Source organism: Candidatus Methylospira mobilis (assembly GCF_009498235.1).
Taxonomy (GTDB): Bacteria; Pseudomonadota; Gammaproteobacteria; order Methylococcales; family Methylococcaceae; genus Methylospira; species Methylospira mobilis.
Genome location: NZ_CP044205.1, coordinates 1,125,735 through 1,140,767, shown reverse-complemented (window position 1 = coordinate 1,140,767; position 15,033 = coordinate 1,125,735). Strand labels below are relative to the sequence as shown.

The 15,033-nt window shown below is 51.9% G+C and carries 12 protein-coding genes; 2 read left to right on the top strand and 10 right to left on the bottom strand.

The annotated features are described in order from the left end of the window. Nucleotides 1-226 precede the first annotated feature (226 nt). Genes F6R98_RS04935 through F6R98_RS04925 form a run of 3 tightly spaced genes read right to left on the bottom strand, consistent with a single transcriptional unit; the run spans nucleotide 227 to nucleotide 4,313 of the window. Nucleotides 227-1,612 carry a hypothetical protein gene (locus F6R98_RS04935; protein ID WP_153248034.1) on the bottom strand — a complete coding sequence of 462 codons (1,386 nt, stop codon included), beginning with the start codon at nucleotides 1,610-1,612 and terminating at the stop codon, nucleotides 227-229. Continuing rightward, on the bottom strand, nucleotides 1,609-2,877 hold the full coding sequence (locus F6R98_RS04930; RefSeq protein ID WP_153248033.1) for a lipopolysaccharide biosynthesis protein: 1,269 nt from the start codon (nucleotides 2,875-2,877) through the stop codon (nucleotides 1,609-1,611). Before F6R98_RS04930 ends, F6R98_RS04935 begins: the two co-directional genes overlap by 4 nt. Nucleotides 2,878-2,927: 50 nt before the next feature. Then, nucleotides 2,928-4,313 (bottom strand): undecaprenyl-phosphate glucose phosphotransferase, encoded by a 1,386-nt coding sequence (locus F6R98_RS04925; protein ID WP_153248032.1) that lies wholly within the window; start codon nucleotides 4,311-4,313, stop codon nucleotides 2,928-2,930. 64 nt (nucleotides 4,314-4,377) lie between these two features. Here F6R98_RS04925 and F6R98_RS04920 point away from each other — a divergent pair, with 64 nt between their 5' ends. Continuing rightward, nucleotides 4,378-4,758 (top strand): VanZ family protein, encoded by a 381-nt coding sequence (locus tag F6R98_RS04920; RefSeq protein ID WP_153248031.1) that lies wholly within the window; start codon nucleotides 4,378-4,380, stop codon nucleotides 4,756-4,758. 26 nt (nucleotides 4,759-4,784) lie between these two features. Here the strand turns inward: F6R98_RS04920 and argJ are convergent, their stop codons facing one another. After that, the gene (argJ, locus tag F6R98_RS04915) at nucleotides 4,785-6,002 is read right to left on the bottom strand and encodes a bifunctional glutamate N-acetyltransferase/amino-acid acetyltransferase ArgJ (RefSeq protein ID WP_153248030.1); all 1,218 of its coding nucleotides are present in this window, start codon (nucleotides 6,000-6,002) and stop codon (nucleotides 4,785-4,787) included. Nucleotides 6,003-6,070: 68 nt separating this feature from the next. After that, nucleotides 6,071-8,821 carry a preprotein translocase subunit SecA gene (secA, locus tag F6R98_RS04910; RefSeq protein WP_153248029.1) on the bottom strand — a complete coding sequence of 917 codons (2,751 nt, stop codon included), beginning with the start codon at nucleotides 8,819-8,821 and terminating at the stop codon, nucleotides 6,071-6,073. Between the two features lie 111 nt (nucleotides 8,822-8,932). Here secA and F6R98_RS04905 point away from each other — a divergent pair, with 111 nt between their 5' ends. After that, nucleotides 8,933-9,400, top strand: a complete 468-nt coding sequence (locus F6R98_RS04905; RefSeq protein ID WP_153248028.1) for a DciA family protein — start codon at nucleotides 8,933-8,935, stop codon at nucleotides 9,398-9,400. A gap of 57 nt (nucleotides 9,401-9,457) precedes the next feature. Here F6R98_RS04905 and lpxC read toward each other — a convergent pair whose 3' ends face one another. From lpxC to F6R98_RS04880, 5 genes are all read right to left on the bottom strand, one after another. Then, a complete protein-coding gene (gene lpxC / locus F6R98_RS04900; RefSeq protein WP_153248027.1) occupies nucleotides 9,458-10,375 on the bottom strand; it encodes a UDP-3-O-acyl-N-acetylglucosamine deacetylase in 918 nt (305 codons plus the stop codon). A 295-nt stretch (nucleotides 10,376-10,670) separates the two neighbouring features. Beyond that, the gene (gene ftsZ, locus F6R98_RS04895; RefSeq protein ID WP_153248026.1) at nucleotides 10,671-11,822 is read right to left on the bottom strand and encodes a cell division protein FtsZ; all 1,152 of its coding nucleotides are present in this window, start codon (nucleotides 11,820-11,822) and stop codon (nucleotides 10,671-10,673) included. Nucleotides 11,823-11,997: 175 nt separating this feature from the next. Next, nucleotides 11,998-13,233, bottom strand: coding sequence for a cell division protein FtsA (gene ftsA, locus F6R98_RS04890; protein WP_153248025.1), 1,236 nt, complete (start codon nucleotides 13,231-13,233; stop codon nucleotides 11,998-12,000). 4 nt (nucleotides 13,234-13,237) lie between these two features. Further along, on the bottom strand, nucleotides 13,238-14,071 hold the full coding sequence (locus tag F6R98_RS04885) for a cell division protein FtsQ/DivIB (RefSeq protein WP_153248024.1): 834 nt from the start codon (nucleotides 14,069-14,071) through the stop codon (nucleotides 13,238-13,240). A 35-nt stretch (nucleotides 14,072-14,106) separates the two neighbouring features. After that, nucleotides 14,107-15,030 carry a D-alanine--D-alanine ligase gene (locus tag F6R98_RS04880; protein ID WP_153248023.1) on the bottom strand — a complete coding sequence of 308 codons (924 nt, stop codon included), beginning with the start codon at nucleotides 15,028-15,030 and terminating at the stop codon, nucleotides 14,107-14,109. Nucleotides 15,031-15,033: the final 3 nt, after the last annotated feature.

Here is a 15,033-nt window from a genome sequence, read left to right as displayed (position 1 = left end):
CGGCAGGGGAAGATTCGCGATGATAAAAAACAATAAAACCAGAAAACGAATGCCTGATAAAAAAGGCATAAATATTTTAAAACAGCCACAACCCGGCTTTACATTAATTTCCCTTACACAAAGACTATTGGATGGACAAATCACAATATAATTCTCTCAGGGCATACCGACTCAATACTTCCATCTAAAATCATCTTCAATCCCAATGAACTATCGCACAACATAATTACGCGTTTTTCCTTACATCCAGAACGCCGAGATGTTTTATTACCAGAAACAGGATAAGCAATATGGCGCCCTCCCGCAAGAAAACAGCATAGACAAACTCACCCTCAATCTGCTGAAAGCTGGTTAATGCAAAAAGGATAAAAAACAGGCTTGCCGTACCCAGGTTCAACCAGCCTATTACACGCAGAAACCAATAAATACTGAAATAATCAAAACAGGTATAAAGTACGACGCCCAACAAACCAAAATCCGCATAGCCATAACTTAGAAAGGAACTGGGGTAATCGGTATCCCACATCGCCAGAAATCTCGTTACCACATATTCGCCGCTTTCCAATCCATCCTTATTGATAAACAGCGAAGGAATTGCAATCAACAGGTTCTCCCAAAAGGCCGCGCCGTCCGTAACCCGCCCTTTTGATACGGCCTCTGCAATTTCAGACAGATAACCGATAATATAAGCTCTGAACTCGGCATTTTCCGCCAGCTGCGCCGCCAGTTCAGAGCCATTGCTGGTCATAAAATCCAACCCCATCATCAGTTGATCATAAAGCTCGGCATCCGGATGCATCCAACCTACCAAACGCATTGCATAGTAAAGCTTGTAGCCGAATGAGGCAAACAAGCCCAGAACCGCATAGTAAAGATATTTCTTAACCATGTTAATGCGCAGGGTGGGCGCGACATAAGCCTCCCACACAAACAATCCCAACAACAGAGATCCCATCAGCAAACGCCGGCCCATGGTAAAAACCGCAAACATGCAGAAAACGCTTAACCAGAGACAGAGCGTTTTTTCCCATTTCTTTGTAGCCAGCATAGCCTCTCTAAGCAAGACCGCAGGCAAGGCCGGAAGCGCCAGTACGGTGATGCTGGCAAATGCGGAGATTTTGTTGCTGCGGGTTTCGTCTATAGTGATCACGCCGGCATATTTTATTTGTCCGCTTACAAAGGCGTACATCGCGAAAATGCATAGCATATATAAAAAAACCAGACATTCGCGTCTAAACTTGTCGCCGTGAATAACCAGCGGATAGTTGTAACGCCCCAGCAGCATGAATACAAAAGCAGATAGGTTAACCACCGCCAATGCATAATTTAATGCATATTGACGATAAAACTCCAGTTCGGCAACGCTACGGCCATGGTTGGACAACGCCTTTAACTCAGTGGATAACGTGCTAACGGCATAAAACGCCAATAGCGTAGTCATACAGAAGACGGCAAGATTGGACTTTTCCGGCCTGAACAGGAAAACCGCGTATCCCCATAGACAGATGGCGGCATCAACGCCTGAAAAAAAAAGATAGCCGGGATATCCGAGATCACCCAGGTAAAGGGCAACAAAATTAAATAACAACACCAGGGAAATGGTAAAGTTCAACGCAAAACCTTTTTGGCCTGATAAGTGCATACCAAAAGGCCGACGAATTCAGTGGCCAATACGGAGACAAGTACGCCTTCCAGCCCCATCGCGTTTCCCAAAGACCAGCTCAATCCCAACCCGGCCAGCACTGTCATGAATACCCAGGCAGCGAGTCGATGGTGCCTGTTGAGCGCGACCAATAGTGAGCGTGGCACCCAGAACAGGCTGGCGCAGACCATTGCGGCCAAAATCAATGCAATATATGTTAAATCAATAGGTACGCTTCCCTTGGTCCAAATTTCCAGCAACCGTGGTGCGAACCAGTACAACAGGGAATAAGTCACGCAAACCTGAAGAAAAGCCAGCAGGAACAACCGAACATAGCTGCGTTTGATTGCCTGATATTGCTTGCCCCCATACAGACGCGAAAATTCGGGCTCCATGGTATAACAAACAATTGCGGTCATCTGTACCGGTAAGCGGGCAAAGGTGCGATAAATATTAAATAGCGTTACGCTGGAACTGTCGAATAGATAACCAACCATCAGGGTGCTGCCCTGCAACGACAATGCGCTGGTCAATGTAAGTAGCAGGAAAGAGCCTGCCGGCTTCACCATTTGCCTGATCATGCCCAAACGCGCCAGTCTTACGCCCCACACCAGGCCGCGCGCATCGACAAAGGGTACCCCTAACAGCACCAGCGTCATGCACACACGAACGCACAAACCGCAAAGCGCTACTGCAGTAAACGATTTCCATATAATCAGTCCGGCTATACCGCCGCACCACTCCAGCAGGCGCGCCACGTTAGAAATCATTTCACCCAACGCATATCGATGCGTGGCGGTATACGCCGCAATGGATATACCGCTGAAAGTCGTCAGCAACACGCTGGCGAAAAGCAAAGCCAGCGCCCATCTATGCTCATCCGTCACCTGCACGGGTAGCGGCAGATATAGCGCTCCTGGAATAATGACCAGCGCCAGCAAACCGCAAACCAGCGTACTGAATACTATAGCGCTTTGAAAAAGGACATTGGCTTCGCTGAAGTTTCCGCGCGCAACCGCCATGGTCATACTGGTACCCGCTGTTTTTACCAGTCCAAGATCGGCCAGAGTCAGATAAACCGGCATGGCAGACAAAGTCAACCATTCGCCGTATTCGGCTGTGCTCCAGACGCTCAGATACAACGGCACTGAAAACAGCTGGATAGCTATGGTACCCCCCAACCCCAAGCCATGAGCTGCAACGCCAGCTATCATTCTGCGCAGAAAAGGGTTCAAAAGGCCCTCGGGCTTACGCTATACAGCACATATTCAACCAGGCTGCCATATCAATACACATGTTTGCCTGACCAGCCGCGAAATGCTGTCCAGAAAACTATCTTCACATCCAGCCAGAACGACCAATGCCTGATGTAGTAAATATCCAGATCCACGCGCCGCTGCATTTTATCCAGCGTGTCGGTTTCTCCGCGACAGCCGTTAATTTGCGCCCACCCGGTAATACCGGGTTTTACCTTATGCCTGAACATATAACGCTGGATTTCATGGCTGTAATAATCGTTGTGCTGCACGGCATGAGGGCGCGGCCCCACTACCGACATATCCCCCATCAGTACGTTGATAAATTGCGGCAATTCATCCAGACTGGTTTTACGCAAAAAACGCCCGACTTTTGTCGTACGAGGGTCGTGGGTCTTGGCCTGTGTCACCTTATCCTGCTCCTGATGCAGTTTCATGGTGCGGAATTTCAGACAGGTAAATGCTTTCCCACCAACACCATGTCGCAGTTGCCTAAACAGCACCGGACCGGGAGAGCTGAGCTTGATTGCGACAGCAATCGCCGACAACAGCGGGCTCAGCATCAACAACACAACCAATGAAAACAAGCGGTCGAACAAAGTCTTGTGCAACACCCCCTTGCTGTCGATAACGGCGGCATTAAGTTCAAAAGAAGGCGCTCCCGCGCAATAACCGAACTTTTCCGTCACGGCAGCCGGCATCACAGGAAACCATCGCAATGTTGTCGCGGTATTCTCCAGACGAGTAATGGCTTCCCGCCAATCATAAACGCGTTCAGGGTCAGGCATAAGCCAGACCTCCCTTATATGATGCTGATAGACGAATGTTTCGAGTTGTTCCAAAGTTTGAAGTTTGTTCACCTCTGACGCAGCGCCGATGTCCGCATCGCACAGGGCCGCCTCGACACGGTAACCGGCATCCGCATCGTTCATTAGTCTATTTATCAATGCCTTTACCGGTTTTTCGCTGCCCATAACGGCAATTCTGCGCTTGTAACTCCGTATTCCGCGCCGAAAACCGGCGCGCCGGTCCACTCCGAATGCCACTATACGCAGCATGCCGCTCAGCGCAAATGCAAACAGCAGAGTTAGCCCCCACCACAAACGGGAAAGCACGTGCGATTGATGTAGAACGATATAGACAATAATAATGCCGCAGGCGAAAGTCGCAAAACAGCCGAGTAGAATTCGCCCTGCGATCTTCAAAGCGCCTTCCTCATCCCAGCCGACACGGTATTGTCCTGCTGCCGGACTGACCAGCCAGGTTATGAACGGGGAAAGGTAGATCAGCGTTTGGTGAACATTACCGTAATCTTCATGATACAGCCGCCCGAACACCAGCTCCGCAGCCAGCTCGCCGGCAAGCAACCAAACCAGCGCATCAAGCAATCTGAGGGTTATTATCCTTAACAGCATAAATCCGCGCCTAAAATGGAAGAAGTGCCTAACAAACTACAATGCATCGCATATAATGCGCATTATGAAAAAATACATTCTAATTTACCTGAGCGTATTGCTTTTTTTAAGCTTAAACCCCTGGTTGCGTCCGGATCCGGCAGGGGTTGCCGATGATTCATCTTTGACATGGGATTTTATCGACCATTGTCTGGCCTATGCTGGGTTGACGATAATGCTGCTGGCATCCTGCCCCTCTCACCGCAAACATCCGCTCAACACACTTGCCGTTCTTGCCGCAGTCATCGTTTTAGGCTTTTCCATAGAGATTGCACAATTTCTGTTTACAACCCGGCGGCAATTTTCATTACTGGATGCCGAAGCCAATGCTTCCGGCGCGCTCGTCGGCACTTTGCTTTATGTCAGTGTTATCTCGTTCTATAATAGCTGGAAGAACGGTATTTGATCGCCGGCGAATACGAATAGTGTCCTTTATGTCCGGTATTCCGCGTTGATCCTTACATAATCGTAGGAAAGATCGCAAGTCAGTACTTGCTGCCGTCCTTGACCGCGCCCCATGACGACACGTATCAGAACCTCATCCTGCGCAAGCGCCAGCTTCCCCGCCGATTCGGTATAACCATCGGCGCGTTCCCCGTTCTGTACGATACAGGCATCGCCCAGCCAGATCGAAACCCGTTGAATATCGAGACCGCTGCAGTCTGATCGCCCTATCGCGGCCAGAATACGCCCCCAATTAGGGTCGCTGGCAAACAGCGCCGTTTTCACCAGAGGTGAATGCGCTACAGTTTTGGCGATAGCGAGCGCTTCCGCATCCGATTCCGCCTGCTCAACCAGAATACGCACCAGTTTGGTTGCTCCTTCGCCGTCACGCACTATCGCTTCAGCCAGGTCGTCGCACACAGCCTGTATTGCCGAAGAAAACCGATGGTAATGGATACTGCCCTGCTCAATTTCCGGGGCTTGAGTAACAGCGGAGGCCAACAGTACACAGGCGTCGTTGGTTGAAGTATCGCCATCCACGGTAATGCAATTAAATGAACGTTCCACCGCTTCGGTGAGACATCGTTGCAGTGTGGCGGATCCGACTGCGGCATTTGTGCCGATAAATGACAGCATGGTCGCCATATTCGGATGTATCATGCCGGAACCTTTAGCAATACCGACTATAACGATCTTATGCCCGTCAAGCTCGATCTCCCTGTAGCTCAGCTTGGGACGCGTGTCCGTAGTCATGATCGCTCCGGCCGCACGCTCCCAGGCTTCTTCGCTCAGCGCACCCCAGGCAGCAGGCAGGGCTGACCATATTTTCTCCATCGGCAAATACTCGCCAATGACACCGGTGGAAAACGGCATCACCTCGGTTTCAACCGTGTGTGCAAGCTCGGCAACCCATGCGCAAGTCTGTTCGGCATCTGACTTTCCACGCGCTCCCGTACCGGCGTTCGCATTACCGGAATTAACAACCAGTAAACGAGGCGCGTGCTTCAAATGCTTTCTGGCAAGAACAACCGGCGCGGCGCAAAATAGATTGCGCGTAAAAACCGCGGCGCAACTCCCCCCCGGCGCCATCGCGACCAGCAGCAAATCGTCGCGCCCGGCGCGTTTGATCCCGGCCTGTGCGCAACCCAAACGTATGCCCGGCACAGCAGGAGGATTGATATATCTGGACAGATTATCGGATGTCATGGAATCAAATACTAACGATGTCCGGCTCGGCAATCATGGAGAATAATGCGGCAGTACCTTCTTCACCGCTAATTCAATCGCCCATGACACTGCTTGAATTTTTTACCCGAGCCGCAAGGACAAGGGTCGTTACGGCCCACTTTCTGTGCATCCCTGACAAACGGTTGCTGTGCAGCCGGTGCAGAAGAACGGCCTGGGTTGGCGAGCCCGGACGTACCGCTAACTTCATGCTCAGCATCCGGCTCTTCCGATATCAGCGATACGGCATCGGCATGCTCGTAATGCATCTCTAGGGACGGACGGTTCTGCACATCCATGCGCGCCACATCTTCCTCGCTATGCACCTGCACTCTGGAAAGTACGCTCGTAACCTCTTCCTTGACGCCGTCCAGCATGGACGTAAACATTTCGAACGCTTCGCGCTTGTATTCCTGCTTCGGATCCTTCTGCGCATAGCCGCGCAGATGAATTCCCTGCCGTAAATGGTCCATGGCCGCCAGGTGCTCCTTCCATGAATTGTCCAGCACCTGCAGCATTACCGACTTCTCTAGATGATGCAGAATACCGGGTCCCATCCGCTCCAGTTTTTCATCGTAGTTCGCATCTATGGCATCGTGTATCTTTTGCCGTAGCTGCTCTTCATGCAAATGATGATCCTGCTCCAGCCACAACTGAACCGGCACCTCTACGCCAAGTTCACGCTCCAATGCTTCTTCCAGGCCTTTAACATCCCACTGCTCTTCCAATGAATGAGAGGGTATGAACTGGGTAATCATTTGATCGACTACATCCTCGCGCACCGCCTTGATGGTTTCGCTGATATCGTCGGCAGCCATCAGTTCATCGCGCTGGTGATAAATCACATGGCGCTGATCGTTGGCCACGTTGTCGTACTCCAGCAACTGCTTGCGTATATCGAAGTTGCGCGCCTCTACCTTGCGCTGGGCGTTTTCAATCGCTCGCGTTACCCAGGGGTGCTCTATCGCTTCGCCTTCCTCCATGCCGAGGCGCTGCATAATCATCGCCACGCGGTCCGATGCGAAGATACGCATCAGATTATCCTGCAGGGACAGGTAAAAACGGGTAGAGCCAGGGTCGCCCTGACGTCCGGAGCGTCCGCGCAACTGATTGTCGATACGGCGCGACTCGTGACGCTCCGAGCCGATCACATGAAGTCCGCCGCTGTTCACGACCTCATCGTGACGGATTTGCCACTCGGCAGTGGCTTTTTCTATATCAGCCGCATTGGTCAGGCCCAGGCGCGTAATTTCTTCTTCGAGATTGCCGCCCAGCACGATATCGGTACCGCGCCCCGCCATATTGGTGGCGATGGTAACGGCGCTCGGGCGTCCTGCTTCGGCGATGATATGCGCTTCCATCTCGTGCTGTTTGGCGTTCAGGACCTGGTGCGGTACGCCTGACCTTTTGAGCTCCGTAGCCAGGTATTCGGAATTTTCAATCGAAGTGGTGCCTACCAGCACCGGTTGGCCACGCTCTACACAGCCCTTGATATCGACGATGATGGCGTCATACTTCTCGCGTACCGTCATGTATACCAGATCGCCCATATCCTTGCGCGCAACGACGCGATTGGAAGGGATAACCACGACCTCCAGGCCATAAATCTGTTGAAACTCGAAAGCCTCGGTGTCGGCCGTACCGGTCATGCCCGACAGTTTTTCGTACAAACGGAAATAATTCTGGAAGGTAATCGATGCCAGAGTTTGATTTTCATTCTGAACCGGCACCCTTTCCTTGGCCTCGATAGCCTGATGCAGCCCTTCTGACCAGCGGCGTCCGGTCATCGCACGGCCGGTGAACTCGTCGACAATGATGATTTGACCTTCGCGGACGATATAATCGACATCCTTCTGAAATAAGGCATGCGCGCGCAAACCGGCGTTGATATAGTGCATCAACCTGATATTGGTGGCGTCGTAAAGACTTTCGCCAGCGGAAATCAGCCCATGCCGCTCCATCAGTTGTTCTATGCGCTCATGACCGTCCTCGGTCAGGAAAACCTGCCGCGACTTTTCATCCATGCTGTAATCGCCGGGACCATTCTCGACTTCCTGCTTGCGTAGCGAGGGTATCAATTCGTCTATTTTATGATAAAGATCGCTGCGGTCTTCCGTAGGTCCTGAAATAATCAGAGGAGTGCGGGCTTCATCTATCAGGATGGAATCGACTTCGTCCACAATAGCGAAAAATCGTTCGCGCTGTACCCGTTGCTCAGGCGTAAACGCCATGTTGTCACGAAGATAATCGAATCCGAATTCATTATTCGTGCCATAGGTAATATCGGCTGCGTAATTGCGGCGTCGCTCCTCGTTATCCAGCCCGTTGACAATAACCCCGGTAGTAAGCCCCAGGAAGCCGTATAGCTTGCCCATCCACTCGGCATCGCGGCTTGCCAGATAATCGTTTACCGTAACGACATGCACGCCCTTACCGGGCAGCGCGTTCAGGTAAGCGGCCAGGGTAGCTACCAGCGTTTTTCCTTCGCCGGTTTTCATTTCGGCAATCTTGCCGTCATGGAGCACCATGCCGCCGATCAACTGCACATCGAAATGACGCATGTTCATCACACGCCGCGAAGCTTCGCGTACCGTGGCGAACGCTTCGGGCAGCAGACCTTGCAGTGTTTCGCCGTTGTGCAGACGTTCTCTGAACTCTACGGTCTTATTTTTTAAAGCCTCATCGCTCAGCGACTGGAATTGCGGCTCCAGAAGGTTTATTTTTTTAACCAGCTTTCTTTTTTTTCTGACGAGTCTGTCATTACGACTCCCAAAGAGATTTTTTACCAGTTTACCGAGCATGTATCGTGTTCCAACATTGTAAAAATATTATAAGATGATAACCTAAATAGCTTCAAATAATAAGACCAGGGTTGTACACTGAATACGAGCCTTAAAGTTTTGTCCGCATACATGTCGCAAAAACTCAAAAATCGTAACAATGCGGCCGCTTCCGTCCTATCATTGTCCGGACACTCCAAACTACTGCTGCGCATGGCAAAGCACCGGGAACTGCTGTCACTTATCAAAGCGGCGCTTCCGTCTTCCGTTGACGCACATTGCCTCGATTGCAGCATTAATGACAAGGGCGGCCTGCTGGTTTATTGCGAAAACGCCGCATGGGCATTCAACCTGCGCTTTTACGCCGAAAACATTCTGTCCGGCGTGAGGGCGCAGGGAGAGCGAGTCAATTCGGTCCGGTTCAGAATCGTAGCGCCGTCTATGACACAGCCCGGACGGAAGTCTCGCAGACCGGATTTCAACCGTAATTCGGCTGCGGAAGCGCTCGGCGTCGTCGCAAGCACGATGGCGCAGCACAAACTCGGCCTATCGCTGCATAGACTGGCGCTAACCTTATTGTCGACCAAAAACGCCGGATAAAACAAAGGCTACGCCTGCGTAGCCTTTTTGTTTAAATACCCGAAACTCTCCAGCTTGTCATCGTACCGCAGCAAAGGCGGCATGCATATAGGAAATCGGCAGGTTATTTTCATCATCAAAGGTAACGCATTCCCACGCGTCCTTGCGCAACAACAACTCACGCAGAAGCTGATTATTCAAACCATGTCCGGATTTATAGCCTTCAAAAGAACCGATCAGGCTATGCCCAAGAAGATACAGATCTCCGATTGCATCCAGTATTTTGTGTTTCACAAACTCATCGGCATAGCGCAACCCGTCTTCATTCAAAATACGGAAATTATCGACGACAATCGCATTGTCCATGCTGCCGCCCAATGCCAGCCGATTTCTGCGCAGCGCTTCTATATCGCGCATGAACCCGAATGTTCTGGCGCGACTGACCTCCTTGACGAAGGAGGTAGAGGAAAAGTCTATCGTTGCGCTCTGCGTTTCCTTGTCGAAAACGGGGTGATCGAAATCAATGGTAAAGCTGACCTTGAAACCTTCATAAGGTTCGAATCTCGCCCATTTGTCGCCTTCCTCGATCAACACCGGCTTTTTAATGCGTATAAATTTCTTCGCCGCATTCTGTTCTTCTACGCCCGCGGACTGAATCAGAAAAACAAAAGGGCCGGCGCTCCCATCCATGATAGGTACTTCAGGCGCGCTGACATCGACAAACGCATTATCAATTCCAAGTCCGGCAAACGCGGACAACAGATGTTCAACGGTAGACACCTTGACCCCATTCTTTACCAGAGTGGTAGAAAGTATGGTCTCGCCCACGCTTTCAGGGTTTGCATCGATAACTACCGGCTCGGCCAAATCCACCCGTCGAAAACGGATGCCTGTATTTGGCGCTGCGGGGCGCAAAGTCAAATAGACTTTTTCCCCCGTGTGCAGTCCAACGCCGGTTGCTCGAATTACATTTTTTAAGGTTCTTTGTCGGATCATCCAACTCTCCTGATGCTTTCCATCACCAAAGCAAAATCTCACAACTTGAGACTGCCATCGTTAACCACGCCTTTATGCAACGAACCAGTACTCCTTCAATTGGAAAAACCGCATGTCCATCCATAATCGGCATTTTTACACCAAACGAACACCCTGACGCACCGCACGAGGCACGGCGACATTCCTTATTGCCTGTAAGACCGCAAAAACTGTTATGTTTATGTTACATCGGTACGAGATGAGAAGCTACCACTCTAAGGCTACGGTTGCGACCCTCGTCTCACAAGTTTCCGATCTAATCCGCCTGACGCCGCAAAAAAGCGGGAATATCCAGATATTCGTGATCGATTTCCTTTTTACCGTCGTTCCGCATGGCGGCAGTCTTGGGCTTATTGCGAATAATGGTTGGCTTTTCCAGTTCGCCATAAGCAATTTCGCCTGTATTGCGTTTGGGTACTATCGTCAGCGTAGGAACATCACTGGCCGACTTGCTCGACAGGCCCGTCGCTACCACAGTCACGCGCAATTCGTCGTTCAAGTCAGGATCGATGGAAAGTCCGGTTACCACCACGGCATCTTCCGACGCGAAAGAATTGACAACATCGCCTACTTCGTTGAACTCGCCTATCGCCATATCCGAACCGCCGGCGATGTTGACCAGGATACCGCGCGCACCCTGCAGATTGATATCGTCAAGCAGGGGGCTGTGCAGCGCTTTCTCGGCGGCCTGGCGCGCCCGGTCGGGACCGCTGGCGATACCGGTTCCCATCATGGCCAATCCCATCTCGGCCATGACAGTCCTGACGTCGGCAAAATCGACGTTTATCAGTCCCGGCCGCGTGATCAAATCTGCTATACCCTGCACCGCCTGCAGCAAAACATCATTTGCCGTAGCAAATGCATGTACCAGACTGACGTCTTTTCCCAATACCGGCAATAATCTTTCATTTGGGATGGTTATCAGCGAATCCACATACTCGCTCAGCTCGTCTATGCCTTTTTCGGCTATCGACCGGCGCCGCTTACCCTCGAACGAGAACGGCCGGGTCACAACGGCAACAGTGAGGATGCCCGCTTCCTTGGCAATTTCCGCTATCACCGGCGCGGCGCCCGTTCCGGTTCCGCCGCCCATGCCGGCGGTGATAAATACCATATCGGAACCTTCCAGCGCCTCAAGTATGCGCTCACGATCATCCTTGGCAGCCTGACGCCCTATGTCCGGGTTTGCTCCGGCGCCAAGTCCCTTGGTCAATGCATTGCCCAACTGGATGACGGAACGCGAATGCACATTTTTCAGGGCTTGAGCGTCGGTATTGGCGCAAATGAATTCAACGCCTTCGACATGGCTGTTCATCATGTGATTGACAGCATTACCGCCGCCGCCGCCTACGCCCACAACCTTGATTACAGCCTTCTGGCTATACGAATCAACCAATTCAAACTTCATATGTATACCCCGCCCTTAAACTCAAGTATCCGCCATGCGGCGATTGAATAATTAAACCTATCATCCCTGACCCTTAGCGCGGCATCTGCATCGTAACCGGAAACATGCTTTTCGTGTTCACAAGCTTTTACAATCCTGCATACGAACCAGTTAAAGCATGTCGATTCCAACGCGCCTAGAAATTACCTTGAAACCAGCTTTTCATTTTTTCCCATGCACCCTTGAACCCGGCGCCGGATACCGAACTGCGTTCGCTGCCGGCATGGTGCATGCGTCCAAAAAGCAACAACCCTACTCCCGTAGATAAAGCGGGATTATGTATCACATCGCTCATGCCGCTTACATACTGGGGCGCGCCCAGGCGTACCGGCATATGGAAGATTTCCTCGGCCAATTCGATCAAGCCCTCAACCCTGGCCGAACCTCCGGTCAACACTACGCCTGCGGCTACCAGATCTTCCAGACCGCTACGCCGCAGTTCCTGGTGAACCAGCTGCAACAACTCCTCGTAGCGCGGTTCGACGATCTCGGCAAGATTAAGCCTCGATATTTGCCGCATCGGCCTGTCGCCGATGCTGGGCACATCAATGGTATCCGCCAGATTGGCCAGTTGAGTCAAAGCGCACGCATGTTTAATCTTGATTTCTTCCGCATGCTGCGTCGGCGTGCGCAAAGCAACCGCAATATCATTGGTTACCTGATCTCCCGCTATCGGAATAACGGCTGTGTGCCGTATCGCACCATCGGTAAATACGGCGATATCAGTGGTGCCGCCGCCAATGTCGACCAGACATACCCCCAGATTCTTCTCGTCATCGGTCAGGACGGAAGTACTGGAGGCCAGTTGCTCCAGGATAATATCCTCAACCTCTAGACCGCAACGGCGTATGCATTTGACTATGTTCTGTACGGCGCTGACCGCGCCGAAAACGATATGGACCCCGGCTTCGAGACGGATGCCAGACATGCCTACCGGCTCCTTGATGCCTTCCTGTCTGTCGATGACAAATTCCTGGGGCAGGATATGCAGAATTTTCATATCAGCATGTATCGCCACAGCACGCGCCGAATCGATAACCCGGTCGACATCGCTCTGTACAACCTCCTTATCCTTTATCGCAACGACGCCGTGAGAGTTCATGCTGACAATATGACTTCCGGCTATTCCGGCAAATACCGAATGTATTCGGCATCCCGCCATCAGCTCGGCTTCTTCCACCGCGCGCTGTATCGATTGAACAGTGGTTTCCAGATTGATCACCACCCCTTTTTTGAGTCCGCGCGAGGGATGGATGCCGACGCCTATCACTTCGATCTCGCCATCCTCGTTTATCTCACCGACAATGGCGGCAATTTTCGAAGTGCCTATATCCAGGCCGACAATCAAGTCTCTATCTGTTTTTCTTGCCATAAAGTCAATGGACCTTTTCCAATTGGTTGGTAGTCCCGCCCAAAGCCGCTTCAGGCGCCATCTGTACGGAATTATCTCCCAACGCGCCAGTCATCCGTTCGGAGTTCCAGACAACTGCAAATCCACTATGATAACGCAGATCGACTCGCTGCAACCGGCGCAGTCCATCATCGCCGATTTTTGCAATTATCTCAAGAAAATGATGAAGCAGCCGGGTCGGATTTTGACGCCCAAAATACATTTCCAGGCCATTATTCAGCTTGATTATCCACGCGTTACGCGGACTCAACTCCATGTACGCGACCGACAGCGATTTCCCTTCAAAGATTGCGTTCAGCTTCCTCAAAACCTCCAACGTCAAATGCTCCGTACCCTCCGGCGCAATGATGCGAGGCAAAGCGGATGCAAACGCTATATTTTCTTCAGGCGCGAAGCGCGAACCCTGATCGCTCAACAATGCATTATCTCCCCAACGGGCAACCGCTTTATGCTCGGTAATTGTCAAAATGACCGTGCCAGGCCACATCCGTGCGACATTGACCTTATCCACCCAAGCAAAAGTCCTGACGGTCTGTTCAAGTTTATCGAGACTGAGCGCAAAAAATCCCTTTTCCAATTCTGGCTCCAAGGCTTGCTGCAAACGACGCATATTCAGGTTTCCGGCTTCGCCGTTGATGCGCACAAAGTCTATCCTGCACCACGGCTGTCCCGGTAACGCGTCAGTGAACAATGCGTACCCTCCGCCCGCCATGGTAATCAGCAGCGCCACATCAAGCAGGAAAGAACGCACGCGTCCGCTGCTTCTCCGCCCTGTTTCGCCCGTTTTTCGCGCGCGCATAGGATAAATACCTGACTCTGCCACCGCCACCACGGTTAAAGACTACTTTCCAATATCAGCCAGACCAGGTCGTTGAAGCCGATGCCGGCCGCTTGCGCCGCCATTGGAACAAGACTATGATCGGTCATGCCTGGTACCGTGTTCACTTCTATCAACCAGGGCCGGCCCCGCGTATCCAGCATCAAATCCAGTCGCCCCCAACCCTCAACTCCCACTACCTCGCAAGCGCGCAATGCCAGCGCCTGCAATTCAGCCTCCTGCTTATCATCCAACCCGCAAGGGCAATGATATTTCGTCGTTTCCGCGCGATACTTGGCGTCGAAATCGTAAAATGCATTCGGTGTTTCCAACCTTATCAGCGGCAAAGCACGCCCGTTCAATATGCCGACGGTATATTCCTTCCCGGTAACCCAGGATTCGGCGAAAACCCGGCTGGCGTAACGCGCCGCCGTTTCATAGGCCGCTGCGAGCTGCTCCCTGCTTTCGACGCGGCTCATGCCGATACTGGAGCCTTCCTCGGCCGGTTTTACTATCAACGGAAACCCCAGATGCTCGCATGCTTCCAGATCGGCAACACTGTCAATAATCATCCACTGCGGCGTCGGCAACCCTGCTCCCTGCCAGCATAACTTGGTTCGCAGCTTATCCATGCTCAAAGCGGAAGCAAGCACGCCACTCCCGGTATAAGGAATCGACAGCGCTTCCAGCGCGCCTTGCAGAACACCGTCTTCACCACCTCTGCCATGTATGATATTAAAGACGCGGTTAAAGCGTTCATCAAGCAGCGGACGAACAAGGTCGCGTCCCACATCGCACGCCACGGCATCAATACCTTGCGCCTGCAGCGCAGCCAGTACCATCTTTCCGCTGTTCAGCGAAACCTCCCGTTCTGCTGCGTAACCTCCCATCAACAGCGCTACGCGGCCAAACTCCTCCGCTGTCTGTATTCGTCTACTCACCTG